The sequence below is a fragment of the Enterococcus casseliflavus genome (genome assembly GCF_029215545.1).
In the GTDB taxonomy this organism is placed as follows: Bacteria; Bacillota; Bacilli; order Lactobacillales; family Enterococcaceae; genus Enterococcus_D; species Enterococcus_D casseliflavus.
In genome coordinates this window covers 1,920,127-1,933,324 of record NZ_CP119393.1, presented here as the reverse complement: position 1 = coordinate 1,933,324, position 13,198 = coordinate 1,920,127, and the positions used below count along the sequence as shown (strand labels likewise).

General features: G+C 42.0%; 12 protein-coding genes. 8 read left to right on the top strand and 4 right to left on the bottom strand.

Annotated elements, in window-relative coordinates:
* Window positions 1-11 precede the first annotated feature (11 nt).
* The 4 genes from pepT to P0G38_RS09455 all read left to right on the top strand — a co-directional run bounded on the left by pepT (window position 12) and on the right by P0G38_RS09455 (window position 3,617).
* On the top strand, window positions 12-1,244 hold the full coding sequence (gene pepT, locus P0G38_RS09470; protein WP_005226010.1) for a peptidase T: 1,233 nt from the start codon (window positions 12-14) through the stop codon (window positions 1,242-1,244).
* Between the two features lie 99 nt (window positions 1,245-1,343).
* On the top strand, window positions 1,344-2,252 hold the full coding sequence (locus tag P0G38_RS09465) for a diacylglycerol/lipid kinase family protein (protein ID WP_275850392.1): 909 nt from the start codon (window positions 1,344-1,346) through the stop codon (window positions 2,250-2,252).
* A gap of 33 nt (window positions 2,253-2,285) precedes the next feature.
* A complete protein-coding gene (locus P0G38_RS09460) occupies window positions 2,286-2,558 on the top strand; it encodes a DUF1294 domain-containing protein (protein WP_010748207.1) in 273 nt (90 codons plus the stop codon).
* A 27-nt stretch (window positions 2,559-2,585) separates the two neighbouring features.
* Window positions 2,586-3,617: a lysylphosphatidylglycerol synthase transmembrane domain-containing protein gene (locus P0G38_RS09455; protein ID WP_275850388.1), complete on the top strand. Its 1,032-nt coding sequence runs from the start codon at window positions 2,586-2,588 to the stop codon at window positions 3,615-3,617.
* Between the two features lie 38 nt (window positions 3,618-3,655).
* Here the strand turns inward: P0G38_RS09455 and P0G38_RS09450 are convergent, their stop codons facing one another.
* Window positions 3,656-5,182 (bottom strand): ABC-F family ATP-binding cassette domain-containing protein, encoded by a 1,527-nt coding sequence (locus P0G38_RS09450; protein WP_081117045.1) that lies wholly within the window; start codon window positions 5,180-5,182, stop codon window positions 3,656-3,658.
* Window positions 5,183-5,491: 309 nt separating this feature from the next.
* On the opposite strand from P0G38_RS09450, the gene clpB reads away from it, so the two are divergent.
* From clpB to lepB, 4 genes are all read left to right on the top strand, one after another.
* On the top strand, window positions 5,492-8,095 hold the full coding sequence (clpB, locus tag P0G38_RS09445) for an ATP-dependent chaperone ClpB (RefSeq protein WP_086295306.1): 2,604 nt from the start codon (window positions 5,492-5,494) through the stop codon (window positions 8,093-8,095).
* A 167-nt stretch (window positions 8,096-8,262) separates the two neighbouring features.
* Entirely contained in the window at window positions 8,263-9,804 is a 1,542-nt protein-coding gene (locus P0G38_RS09440; RefSeq protein ID WP_221693052.1) for an ABC transporter permease/substrate-binding protein, read from the top strand.
* A complete protein-coding gene (locus P0G38_RS09435) occupies window positions 9,801-10,754 on the top strand; it encodes an ABC transporter ATP-binding protein (RefSeq protein ID WP_086295310.1) in 954 nt (317 codons plus the stop codon). The genes P0G38_RS09440 and P0G38_RS09435 overlap by 4 nt, the downstream gene beginning before the upstream one ends.
* A gap of 166 nt (window positions 10,755-10,920) precedes the next feature.
* The gene (gene lepB / locus P0G38_RS09430) at window positions 10,921-11,490 is read left to right on the top strand and encodes a signal peptidase I (RefSeq protein WP_060792036.1); all 570 of its coding nucleotides are present in this window, start codon (window positions 10,921-10,923) and stop codon (window positions 11,488-11,490) included.
* A 61-nt stretch (window positions 11,491-11,551) separates the two neighbouring features.
* Here lepB and P0G38_RS09425 read toward each other — a convergent pair whose 3' ends face one another.
* The 3 genes from P0G38_RS09425 to P0G38_RS09415 form a co-directional block, all read right to left on the bottom strand.
* Window positions 11,552-11,737, bottom strand: a complete 186-nt coding sequence (locus P0G38_RS09425; RefSeq protein ID WP_005226019.1) for a hypothetical protein — start codon at window positions 11,735-11,737, stop codon at window positions 11,552-11,554.
* 276 nt (window positions 11,738-12,013) lie between these two features.
* A complete protein-coding gene (locus tag P0G38_RS09420) occupies window positions 12,014-12,679 on the bottom strand; it encodes a DUF2238 domain-containing protein (RefSeq protein ID WP_005226020.1) in 666 nt (221 codons plus the stop codon).
* A complete protein-coding gene (locus P0G38_RS09415) occupies window positions 12,680-13,165 on the bottom strand; it encodes a nucleoside 2-deoxyribosyltransferase (protein WP_010748216.1) in 486 nt (161 codons plus the stop codon).
* Window positions 13,166-13,198 lie beyond the last annotated feature (33 nt).

Genomic DNA, 13,198 nt, shown 5'->3' with positions numbered 1-13,198 from the left:
GAGAATCTTTTATGTACGAAAATTTATTGCCTCGCTTTTTAAAATATGTCAAAACAGAAACTCGCTCAGATGCGACAAGCACCACAACACCTTCCACCCAAACACAAGTCGCGTTTGCTAAAGAACTGCAAAAAGAACTTGAAGAACTAGGGTTAAGCGATGTTCATTACAATGAATCAAATGGTTTCGTGATCGCAACATTACCAAGTAACGTCGATCATGACGTGCGCTCCATCGGTTTTATCGCCCATATGGATACCGCCGATTTTAATGCAGAAAATGTTGATCCGCAGATCATCGAAAATTACGATGGCGAATCGACCATTAAATTAGATAAAGAAGGAAAATACACATTAAACACAAAAGATTTTCCGAATTTAAAAAATTATGCTGGCGAAACCTTGATCACTACTGATGGTACCACTTTATTAGGTTCTGATGATAAGTCAGGTATTGCAGAAATCATGACAGCCATGGAAATTTTACTGAAAAACCCAACGATCAAGCATGGGGAAATCAAAGTCGCATTTGGACCTGATGAAGAAATTGGTGTTGGTGCCGATAAATTCGATGTGGAAGATTTCAATGTTGATTTTGCCTATACAATGGATGGCGGTCCAGTAGGAGAATTGCAATACGAAACCTTCAATGCGGCGCAAGCTGAAATTACGATCCAAGGAAAGAATGTCCACCCTGGAACAGCTAAAGACACCATGATCAACGCCTTGCAACTAGCAGTCGATTTTCAAAATGCGCTACCTGCTGATGAAGTTCCTGAGAAAACCGAAGGGACAGAAGGGTTCTTCCATTTGATGAGCCTTAGTGGTTCAGTAGAAGAAGCGAAAATGGCATACATTATTCGAGATCATGATCGGAGTCGTTTTGAAGAAAGAAAAGCACAATTATTAGCGGTTCAAGAAAGTTTGAATGCCCGCTTTGATGAACCACGAGTGCACGTACATCTATATGATCAATACTACAACATGAAAGAAATCATCGAAAAAGATATGAGCATCATTGATTTAGCGAAAGATGCGATGAAAGCAGTTGGAATCACACCGATGACAGAACCTGTCCGTGGTGGTACGGATGGCTCGAAAATCTCCTATCTAGGGATTCCAACCCCGAATATCTTTGCTGGTGGAGAAAATATGCATGGACGTTATGAGTTCGTCTCACTACAATCAATGATGAAAGCGACCGATGTGATCGTGAAAATCGCCGAACTGAATGCGCAAGCATAGCAGCAGCTTCTTCATTGAAAGAAAAGAATAACTTTAGGGCTGGGAACTCTTCACGCAGGTCTTGCGTAAGGCCCGGCCTTTTATTAGGATGTGAATAGGATGAAAATTCTCGTATTATACAACGATACAGCGGGGAAAAGTGAAGCAAAAGAAACAGCAGAAAAATTCCAAGCCTATGTGAACGAACAAGGCGATGAGCATCAAGTGTTTTTACAAGCGTCAAATCCCGATGTTGACCCTGAGGATGTTAAAGAGGCAGCCAAGAAACATGCGGTCGATACGATTGTTATTATTGGTGGGGATGGAACGATCCATCATGGGCTGCAAACATTCAAAGAAAAGCTGGATGAGCTGAAGATCGGGATCATTCCTGGAGGAACGGTAAATAACTTCGCTCGAATGTTAGGTATTCCAGTCAAGCCAGAAGAAGCGTTTGAGAATATTTTAACAGGGGTTGAACGTCCGATCGATTATGGGATGGTCAATGATCAAGTAATGATCTCGACGATGACCATTGGTCTTTTAGCAGATACTGCAGCATCAACTTCCCAAGAAGAAAAACAACAGTACGGTCCGTTGGCGTTTATGAAACGGTTCATTCATCTGTTGATCAAAAAGAAACAATACAAATTGGAAGTCATCGCTGACGAACGGAAATGGCAGGGGAAAAGTCAATTACTGACGATCGTCATGTCGAATTCAGCAGGTGGGTTTAAGAACTTTGATGAAGAAGCAAAACCTGACGATGGCTTGTTCCATGTTATTCTTTTGCCAAAATTGAACATTTTACGGTTTATTTTGTATTTGCCAAGAATTATTCGTGGTAGAATTGCCAAAGTACCAAGTGTTGAATATTTTACTGCCGCAAAGGTCTCGATCAAGGCGAAAGAAAAAACGGTTCATACTCGGACCGACGGCGATCCAACGGATGATCTGCCAATCGAGATGAAAGTCATTAAGCACGGGTTGACGATGTTGGTACCTGAGGAAGCACAAGAATCAAAATAATGGTCCCTACGATCAATCATATGGAGGAAATGGATGGATGCACTGATTTACAATCCATTGTGGTTTTATTTAATTGCAGTCAATCTTTATCTTTTCTGTCTGATGGGTTATGATAAATATCAGGCAGTAAAACAAGGTTGGCGGGTTCCCGAAGCAAATCTCCTTTTTATGGGGGCGATTGGCGGCGGATTAGGCGGTTTGATCGCGCAACGCGTGTTTCGCCATAAAACAAGAAAGAAGAAGTTTTATTTCTTTTTTGCTTTCGGCACCGTTTTTGCTATCCTGCTGATGGTCTTTTTTGCATAAATTCGGTTTAACAAGCAAGGAGTTAATATGAAAACTAAAGTGAAGTTCGCCCTTAATTTACTTTTACTAGTAGGCATTCTGGGTGTGATGTATTTTTTTGTCCGTAACTCGATGATGGAAATTTTAGCGGGGCTAAGAGAGACCAGCTTTCTCGTCGTCTTACTGGTTATGGGGCTTGGCACATTGTACCTAGTGATTGAAGGACGAACAGTTAAAGAGATCGCAGTGACTTTTCAACCGGAATTCACCACCAAGGCGGGGTTTCTAACCGTCTGTTACAGTGGGTTTTATCGGATCGTGACGTTTGGCGCGGGCACCTTGATCTCAGAGGTGAATTTTTATCGTAAAAATGGCTTGCAGTTGTCACAAGGGGTTGGGGTCACCACCTTACACATGGTGATGTATAAGTTTGCCATATTGACTTATGCGATTGCTGGGTTGATCATTCAATTCTCGCTATTTTATGACAATGCGCCGAATATGATTTGGGTGATATTGGTGGGGATCGTACTCGTTTTTTTGATCATTGCCGCTTTATTGGCACTTTCTGTCAGTATCAACATACAAGTCTTTTTTGTGATCGTCAGCAATAAGCTGTTCAAAAGTGCAACGTTAAGAGGGATCGTTGACAAATGCAACACCCAGATCTATTCTTTGCGAGAAACGGTCAATGCGATTATTACCGATCGGACCGCTTTCTTGCGCATTTATCTTTGGAATCTTTTGAAGATGCTGCCTTGGTACGTGATCCCTTATGTGATTCTTGTCGTGCAGCACCCAGAGATCGATTTCTTGTTGACGTTATCCTTCATCAGCTTTGCTGTCGTCTTGTCCGGGGTGATTCCAACACCGGCGGGGATCGGTTCCTTTGAATTTATTTATATGCTGCTTTTTGGTCCATTAGTCGGCACAGTCGATGCAGCATCTTCTATGCTGCTGTATCGCTTAGCGACATTCATTTGGCCCTTCATTATTGGCTTTGCATATGTAATGAAAGAAAAGCGCAAAGACATTAGCCAAGAGCTGACAGAGCTCAGAAAAGAAAAAGTGGAAAGTTAAAAAAACGCTTATCTTCGAGTAGAGGATAAGCGTTTTTTTTAGTCTTTCAAATCAATGATCCGATCAACAAAGGATTCATAGAATTCAGCTTCATGGGAAACGATCAGAACGGTTCCGGGAAAAGTTGCCAGGGTTTCTTCCAAATTGTTTTTCGTGTCTTGATCTATATGGTTGGTCGGTTCATCAAGAATCAAAAAGTTGCTTTTGATCAGCATCATTTCAGCTAACTTCACTTTTGTCTGCTCGCCACCACTTAATAATTTCAATTCCTCTTGAGCAAGCTGGCTAGGTAATCCCGCACGAGAAAGTTGTCGTCGCAATTCTTTGTTGGTTGCCTTTGGGAAAAGATCCTCGAGGTATTGCAGAGGCGTCTGTAATGGATACTCCCAGTCAAGATCTTGAGAAAAGTAATTAAACTTTGTATGCTGTGGGTAAGAAACGGTTCCTTCAATTGCAGGGATCACACCAAGTATTGTTTTGATCAACGTCGATTTACCGATCCCATTAAATCCCCGAATCGCAATTTTTTCGCCATAGCGGATCGTTAGGTTGATTGGCGATAGTAAAGGCTTTTGGTCATAACCGATCACTAGATTGGTCGTCTCTAATGCCAAGGTCGTAACGATCGGTGCCAAATCAAATCCTAGATGCGGTTTAGGGACATCTTGGGGTGGGGTCAAACGTTCGATTTTTGCCAATTGTTTTTCACGACTCTTTGCCATTGTTGAACGAGAACCAGCTTTGTATTTACGGATATAGCTTTCGGTTTTCTTGATATGCTCTTGTTGTGCTTCGTATTGCTTCATATAACTTTCATTTTGCAGCGTTTTTAGCTTTAATGCTTTGTCTAAATTCCCCGTATACTTAGAAAGCTTGCCAAATTCGATATCAATGATATGGGTCGTGATTTCATTCAAAAATTGACGATCATGAGAAACGACTAAGTAGGTACCAGTAAAGTCCTGTAAAAACTCAACCAGCCATTTGATATGCTCATCATCTAAGTGGTTGGTCGGTTCATCTAAAATCAGCATGTCGGGTTTTTCTAGCAACATTTTTGCTAAGATCAATTTTGAGCGTTGACCACCACTTAAGGAAGCAAGGGGGGTATCCATGCCGAGAACCGAAATACCTAATCCTTCTGCTAAATCATCGATCAATGTATCCATTTGGTAGAAATTTCCTTGATCCAATTGATTTTGCAATTCGCCGGCTTTTTCTAAAAGCTTATCGTCAAGACTTTCGCCATAAGCAGTATAAAGATCTGCGATCTGTTGTTCTTTTTCGAAGTCTTCTGCAAAGGCAGAGCGCAAAAAATCACGGATCGATTGCGTTTCATCAACATTGACATATTGATCCAAATAGCCCATTTTCAAATTTTTCGGAAATTGAACAAAGCCATCGTCTGGGAGAATTTCTCCTGTAATGATTTTGATTAAAGTACTTTTGCCGGCGCCATTCCGTCCAATCAACCCGACTTTTTCCCCACGGTTGATTTGAACGGAAACATCTTCGTAAAGCAATTTGTCGCCAAATTGTTGGCTAATATTCGTTAATGTTAACATCGTTTCCTCCATATAAAAAAGCTGTAAACAGTAGACGTTACAGCTAAGTAGATAATCTTACTGAATAACTATCGCCAAAGAGCGATCAAAAGGATCAGGAAAATCGATTGTTCCTGACCAATCAGGACCTAGCATACCATTGCGGCTTCCTATCTGTCAATTTTCATGAAAGAATACTGAAAAAAATCTTGATCTTCGAGGGAAATCTTTTGACCATTACTGACCAATATTGTATAATAGAAGAGTAGAAAAAAGGATGCTGCTTGCAGTGTACTAATTTTTCTGACTACCATTTTGGGAGGGAAAAGTATGAACCCAGAAAAAATGACGACTACATTACAGAGTGCCATCGCGGAAGCACAGCAGATTGCCATGACGCGTCACCACCAAGAAATCGATATTCCGCATTTATGGAAGATTTTATTGCAAGCCAATCAATTCGGCCGCAATTTTTATACGGATACAGGCCTTGATGTCGATGCATTTGAAAAGGAAGTCGACCAGCTACTAGATGAACTGCCTTCGGTTGAAGGAGGAAATGTTCGTTATGGTCAATCCATGAGTCAAAATCTGTTTCATCTTTTGTCTGAGGCAGATCAATTAAAAAATGAATTTCAAGACGAGTATCTTTCCACAGAAATCGTCCTTTATGCGTTGATGAAATTGAAAAATCATCCATTGACGGTGTATTTAAAGAAACAAGGAATCACCGCAAAAGAAATCAAGCAAACGATCGAAACATTAAGAGGAGGGGATCGTGTGACCTCACAAAATCAAGAAGAACAATACAAAGCATTAGAAAAATACGGCGTTGACTTGGTCCAACAAGTCCGCAGCGGAAAAATGGACCCCATTATCGGACGAGACGAAGAAATTCGCGACGTGATTCGCATCCTTTCTCGGAAAACAAAAAACAATCCCGTTTTGATTGGTGAACCGGGGGTTGGTAAAACAGCCATTGTTGAAGGATTGGCTCAACGGATCGTGCGAAAAGACGTCCCAGAAAACCTAAAAGACAAAACGATCTTTTCTCTGGATATGGGTGCCTTGATCGCAGGTGCCAAGTTCCGAGGTGAATTTGAAGAGCGTTTGAAAGCCGTCTTACAAGAAGTGAAAAAAGCCGATGGACGGATCATTCTCTTTATTGATGAGATCCACAATATTGTAGGTGCTGGTAAGACGGAAGGCAGCATGGATGCTGGAAACTTACTAAAACCAATGCTGGCACGGGGAGAATTGCATACGATTGGCGCAACGACCCTTGATGAATACCGTCAATACATGGAAAAGGACAAAGCCTTGGAACGTCGTTTCCAAAAAGTGCTGGTACAGGAACCAACCGTTCAAGATACGATTTCGATTTTACGTGGCTTGAAAGAACGGTTCGAGATCCATCATGGCGTCAATATCCATGACAATGCGCTTGTTGCTGCTGCGACCTTATCTGATCGGTATATCACGGACCGCTTTTTACCAGACAAAGCCATCGATTTGATCGACGAAGCAAGTGCCACGATTCGGGTAGAAATGAATTCGATGCCTACCGAGCTCGATCAGGTCACTCGACGTTTGATGCAATTGGAGATCGAAGAAGCCGCACTGAAAAAAGAATCTGATGATGCATCGAAAAAACGTTTAGGCATTTTACAAGAAGAATTGGCGGAATTGCGTGAAGAAGTCAATACCATGAAAATGCAGTGGGAAACGGAAAAAGAAGAAGTCAATGCAGTTTCCAATAAACGGGCAGAGATCGATAAAGCCAAGCATGAGTTGGAAGATGCTGAAAATAACTATGATTTGGAACGGGCAGCTGTTCTTCGTCATGGGACGATTCCCCAACTGGAAAAAGAACTCGCTGAATTGGAAGAAAAAAACCAAGACGAAGGCATTCGAATGGTTCAAGAGTCAGTGACAGAAAATGAGATCGCCTTAGTCGTGGGCCGCTTGACAGGAATCCCTGTTGCGAAATTAGTGGAGGGCGAACGAGAAAAACTGTTGAAATTAAACGAGACCTTGCATCAACGAGTGATCGGACAAGATGAGGCAGTCGATGCCGTCAGTGACGCAGTCATTCGTTCCCGAGCTGGTCTGCAAGATCCAAATCGACCATTAGGTTCCTTCTTGTTCTTAGGACCGACCGGCGTCGGTAAGACCGAATTAGCGAAAGCGTTAGCGGTCAACCTCTTTGACTCTGAAGAGCATATGGTTCGGATCGATATGAGCGAATACATGGAAAAACATTCGGTGTCTCGTTTGGTCGGTGCCCCTCCAGGCTATGTTGGATTTGAAGAAGGTGGACAATTGACTGAAGCCGTTCGACGCAATCCATACACGATCGTCTTATTGGATGAGATCGAAAAAGCCCATCCAGATGTCTTCAATATCTTATTGCAAGTGCTTGATGATGGCCGTTTGACAGACTCAAAAGGACGCGTCGTTGATTTCAAAAATACCGTCTTGATCATGACTAGCAATATCGGCTCTCAAGTCTTGCTAGATGGTGTAACGGCAGAAGGAACGATCCCAGAAACTGTCGCAGAAACTGTCCGTAATCTCTTGAGAGGGCATTTCAAACCAGAATTCTTAAATCGGATCGACGATACGATTTTATTCACACCGCTTAGTCTAAACGATGTGACAGGCATCGTCGACAAGATCATCGCACAGCTTTCACAACGACTGGAAGTCCAAGATATACTGTTGACGATCACTGAAGAAGCCAAACGCTGGATCGCTGAAAATGCTTATGAGCCAGCGTATGGTGCGCGTCCTCTCCGTCGGTTTATCACGAGAGAAGTCGAAACCCCATTGGCAAAAGAAATCGTTGCTGGCAGAGTCTTACCAAAGACCCAAGTCACCATCGAATTATTGAACGATCAGCTGGTTTTTGAAAATACGCCAATGACCGAATAATAAAAAGAGAACAAATGAATAAATACAAAACGATGGTTGCCATTTCATTGGCAGCCATCGTTTTTTTGTCGCTCAACATAAGACAAAAAAGTTCTCCTTGCTTGTTGTTTGGAGGAAATTCGCACTTCGATTATACTGTTCTTATGGAGTAGGAGAGGAATGAAAAGATGAATACTTTTTTTGAAACGTTGAATGAGCGAAAAGGGGAATTGCTGACAGCTGTCTTTGAACATTTATCATTGTCGATCATTGCGCTGCTCGTGGCGATCGTTATTGCTGTTCCTTTAGCTATTTGGCTGGTTAATCATAAACGGGCAGCGGAAGTCGGCCTACAAATAACGAGTGTGTTGCAGACGATTCCATCACTGGCACTGTTAGGTTTATTGATTCCATTCGTGGGGATCGGAACGCCACCTGCATTGATCGCATTAGTTATTTATGCATTATTGCCGATCTTTCAAAATACCTATATTGGCCTTTCGGAGATCGATCCATCAATCGAAGAAGCTGCTGCGGCATTTGGTATGTCTCGGATGCGCCGATTGATCAAAGTCGAGTTGCCGATTGCTTTGCCTGTCATAATTTCTGGGATTCGCACGGCGCTGGTCTTGATCATCGGAACAGCGACCTTGGCCGCTTTGATTGGCGCTGGCGGGTTAGGTTCCTTTATTTTGTTAGGGATCGATCGAAATGCGCCTGAGTTAACGTTAATTGGTGCGATCGGGTCTGCCTTGTTGGCGATTGTTTTCAGTACCCTGATCCGTTACCTGCAACATTTAAAACCGCGCTATACCTTGATCACGTTGGCAGCAATCATCTTGCTGATTGGTGGGGTTTCCTTCTCACAAAGCGGATTTTTTGCTCCCAAAACCATTACGATCGCAGGGAAACTAGGGTCTGAACCTGATATCTTGATCAACATGTACAAAGAATTGATTGAACAAGAAGACCCTGATGCCCAAGTTGAACTAGAGCCAAATTTTGGAAAAACCTCTTTCTTATTCAGCGCATTGGACAATGGTCAAGTTGATATATATCCAGAGTTTACTGGTACCGTGTTGGAGAGCTTAGTTGAGGTACCAGAAAAGCTTGCGAGTCAAAACCTTGACTCCGACGAAACCTATACCGAAGCAGTCAATCTATTGAAGGATCAGTTTGAGATGACCTTGCTTCAGCCGATGGCGTATCAAAATACCTATGCGTTGGCTGTCAAAAAAGAATTTGCTGAGGAAAATGGACTAACCACGATCTCTGATTTGAAGAAAATCGAAAATCAAATCAAAGCTGGCTTCACTCTCGAATTCATTGATCGGACGGACGGATATGCGGGGATCCAAGAACTTTATGGGCTAGATTTTCCAAGTGTCCAAAGTATGGAACCAGCATTGCGTTACCAAGCCATCAATAATGGTGATATCAATCTACTGGATGCCTATTCCACGGACAGTGAATTGCGTCAATATGGCTTAGTTATTCTAGAAGACGATCAGGAACTATTTCCACCTTATCAAGGAGCGCCTTTGATGAAAGAAGCCTTTGCCAAGGAACATCCAGAAGTCGTCCGTGCATTGGAAAAGTTGGCAGGGAAAATCACCGAAGAACAAATGAGTGAAATGAATTATCAGGTCAATGTCGAAGGAAAAAATCCAGCAGAAGTCGCACGTACCTTCCTGATAGACGAAGGATTAATTAAGGAGGGACAAGAATGACACCAATTATTGAATTTAAAAACGTCAGTAAAAAGTTTGATCAAAAACTAGTGATCGATCAATTAGATCTGAGTATCAATAAAGGAGAAATCTTTGTTTTGGTCGGTCCTTCTGGGAGTGGGAAAACGACGACTTTGAAGATGATCAACGCCTTGTCAGAACCGACAGATGGTGATATTTACTTCAAAGAAAAACGCATCAAAGAATACAATATTCAAAAGATGCGTTGGCAAATGGGGTATGTTCTCCAACAAATCGCTCTGTTTCCGACGATGGATGTCAAACAAAATATTGAAGTGATCCCAGAGATGTTAGGGTGGTCAAAAAAAGATCGCTCAGAAGCCGTGGATCGTTTGCTGACACAGGTCAAACTTGACCCAGAGCAGTACCGTCATCGAATGCCGAAAGAATTGTCTGGTGGAGAACAGCAACGGATCGGGATCTTGCGCGCGTTAGCTGCCAATCCCGAAATCATTCTGATGGACGAACCCTTTAGTGCCCTTGATCCAATTTCTCGTAATTCTTTACAGGAGCTAGTCCTCGATCTGCACAAAGAGCTTGGGACGACGATTATTTTTGTCACGCATAACATGAAAGAAGCGGTAAAACTAGGGACGCGCATCGCTGTGATGAATCAAGGGAAGATCGTTCAATGCGATACACCAGAAGTCATCGTTTCACAACCGAAGACCGCTTTTGTGAAAAGCTTCTTTGAAGAAACCGGGGAAGATGAAGCAAAACTGGTCACAGCAGGAGATTTGATACGGATGAACTTTTTCAGCAATGATATCAATCAAGCTGACCCGAAAATTGCAGCATCTGCGCCATTAAATGAGTTGTATACTTTATTTGCGAGTCATGAGACGGTGGTGATCGAAGAAAATCACCAACTGATAGGGAGTCTACGTCGAAAAGATGTGTTTGCTTTCTTGAGTCGTGATCGAACGTAAACGATTCTTTTCGCAACGAGAAATATCATAAATTTTTTAAAATCGATGATTTCTCTTGCTCAAAGCAAATATTCCACGTAAGATTGAGGAAGATATCTTTTGTCAAAATGGCAGAACAAGCTTTCGCTGATGACAAAAGATGCAGTAAAGGAGCGAAAGAGCAGCTATGGTAAAAATTCTCAAAGAAAATTGGTTACTGCTTTTCTTTATCGTCGCCGTGGTTCTCATCCGTCTGTTTGTCCTGACCCCTGTTCAAGTCAGTGGCCATTCTATGGACCCGACGTTGGCAGATAAACAGCGTTTGATTGCATCAAAAATCTCCTCCTATGACCGACAAGACATCGTGATATGTGTTGAACCAGATGATCCAAGTAAAATCGCTGTCAAGCGGTTGATTGGTTTACCCGGTGATACCATCGAGATGAAAGATGATGTCCTAACGATCAATGGAGAAGTATACGAAGAACCCTATTTAGATGAGTTTAAAGAGAAATTTGCAGACGATCAATTACAAGACGAATATTCTTATCGCGAAATGTTTCAGCAAATCGCGGCTGGTGCCGAACACTTTACCGATGATTTTACGGTAACGGTTCCTGAAGGCAGCTATTTTGTGATGGGAGACAATCGTTTGATCTCTAGAGACAGTCGCAGTTTCGGGGTTGTAACGGAAGATCAAATGGAAGGGAAAGTGCTGCTGCGCTTTTGGCCATTGAATCAAATCAAACTATTTTAATCAAAAGAAAAAACATTCTTGCCAGTGCAGCGAAAACGATCGCAACTGACAAGAATGTTTTTTAGATGACCCAAGCGACAAATGCAACCATTGAAAAGAACATTGTCCAAACCGCAATAATAGCTGATGCAATAAAAATAATTTTGATTGATAAAGGTTGGACAAATTTTCGAGCATCTTTAGAGAACGCATAGGTGATCGATGAAAAAATCAAGCAGCATAAAATAAAAAACACTGTTAGAACCATAAGCCTCTCCTTTACTGACGCAACGTCAAATGAATAATGTAATTATAACAGACCATGGTTTTTTGGGGAAATAAAAATGATTAAACGAGGGAATTTTTTTGTGGTTGTAATCGTTTTATAGGGAAGTGTAAGAAAGGTCAAACCTTGATAGACAGCGAATCTATAAAAATAAGATGTGTTATTTAAGTATTTTTATAAATTTTTCTTTATGAATAAAAGAACAAAAGAAAAAAGCTTGTTGAAAAACGATGGTTTCAACAAGCTTTTTATGGTCGTTTATGATAATTTTTTAATTCGATAACTTTCAAAGTAATCAGGTTTGCCTCGTCCTTGAACATATGCGATCACGCCCATCAAGGCAGCACCAATCGTGTTGGTTAGTAAATCGCCCATCGTATCCATCAATGCTTCACGACCGATAAACGGGGTGCCATCCAGTGTGGCATAACGTTGGAGATTCATCCCACCAACGGAATCGCAGATAAACTCCCAAAACTCCCAGAAGATACCACACAAGCCAGCAAAAGCAAAGCCCATCAGTAAGAATAACCAGGGAGAGACGTTTGAAACTTTGACTTCTTTCAGTAGCAGACAGATCAATCCATAGCCGACAGCCGTCAAGACCATTGGGCTTACCGCATGTAGAATTTTATCCCAGAAAGCAATGGTTTCGATCAAATGTAAGATCGTCCCCATAAATACAGAGATCAGCAAGAAAAACCAATAAAAGTAGACGGTGGCGTTTGGTAGCTGGATTTTCAAGAACTTTTTACTCATTTCTGGGACGAAGATCAATAAAATCCCAAGCAAGGCTTGGGCGAGGAAAATCAATCCTTGTGTTTGCGGATAGACACCACGGAAAAATTCCCACAAAGAAAAACAAAACACGAGAATACCAAAAATAGTGAATACCTTTTGCAGTCGCTGATAATTTTGCCCCATTTAGTTGTCCTCCGAAAGATAGTCGGCTAAGCCAGCTAAAAGGGCTGCTTCAGAGGAGTAAATCTCCCCGTTTAGCTTGATCAAACCCACCGTATAAAGATTGACATAGTGGAATTGGTTTTCCGCAACGGTTTGTAATGCTGCCAGCTTTTGCTGATTGTCGGCACCTTGTTGGCGACTATCCGTATAAAGCCCTAAAACAGGAATGCCTTTAGCATAAGCGACACCGATCTCAGAGGCAACCCCAGCATCGATGGTCAAACCATCCAGCAATGCGATCATCAAATCACTTTCCAGCACTTTTTCGGTATCTGCCAAAGCGATCATTTTGCTATCCGCATAGGCGGATTTATCATTGATCGCGGCATTTTCTTGAGGTAAATAAATCTCCAGCTGCGGATACTGCTGACGAATCGACGCAACAAGTTCGGCGTTGTAGCGCAGGTCACTAGCAGCAAACAGGGGAGCAGCAAAATATAGTTTCATTCAAAAACACTCCTTAATCATTCATAGTTGTAC

Bases quoted from the DNA above. Each gene is read 5' to 3' on its own strand.
- pepT (WP_005226010.1), top strand. From the start codon at position 12: ATGTACGAAAATTTATTGCCTCGCTTTTTAAAATATGTCAAAACAGAA.
- P0G38_RS09465 (WP_275850392.1), top strand. From the start codon at position 1,344: ATGAAAATTCTCGTATTATACAACGATACAGCGGGGAAAAGTGAAGCA.
- P0G38_RS09460 (WP_010748207.1), top strand. From the start codon at position 2,286: ATGGATGCACTGATTTACAATCCATTGTGGTTTTATTTAATTGCAGTC.
- P0G38_RS09455 (WP_275850388.1), top strand. From the start codon at position 2,586: ATGAAAACTAAAGTGAAGTTCGCCCTTAATTTACTTTTACTAGTAGGC.
- P0G38_RS09450 (WP_081117045.1), bottom strand. From the start codon at position 5,182: ATGTTAACATTAACGAATATTAGCCAACAATTTGGCGACAAATTGCTT.
- clpB (WP_086295306.1), top strand. From the start codon at position 5,492: ATGAACCCAGAAAAAATGACGACTACATTACAGAGTGCCATCGCGGAA.
- P0G38_RS09440 (WP_221693052.1), top strand. From the start codon at position 8,263: ATGAATACTTTTTTTGAAACGTTGAATGAGCGAAAAGGGGAATTGCTG.
- P0G38_RS09435 (WP_086295310.1), top strand. From the start codon at position 9,801: ATGACACCAATTATTGAATTTAAAAACGTCAGTAAAAAGTTTGATCAA.
- lepB (WP_060792036.1), top strand. From the start codon at position 10,921: ATGGTAAAAATTCTCAAAGAAAATTGGTTACTGCTTTTCTTTATCGTC.
- P0G38_RS09425 (WP_005226019.1), bottom strand. From the start codon at position 11,737: ATGGTTCTAACAGTGTTTTTTATTTTATGCTGCTTGATTTTTTCATCG.
- P0G38_RS09420 (WP_005226020.1), bottom strand. From the start codon at position 12,679: ATGGGGCAAAATTATCAGCGACTGCAAAAGGTATTCACTATTTTTGGT.
- P0G38_RS09415 (WP_010748216.1), bottom strand. From the start codon at position 13,165: ATGAAACTATATTTTGCTGCTCCCCTGTTTGCTGCTAGTGACCTGCGC.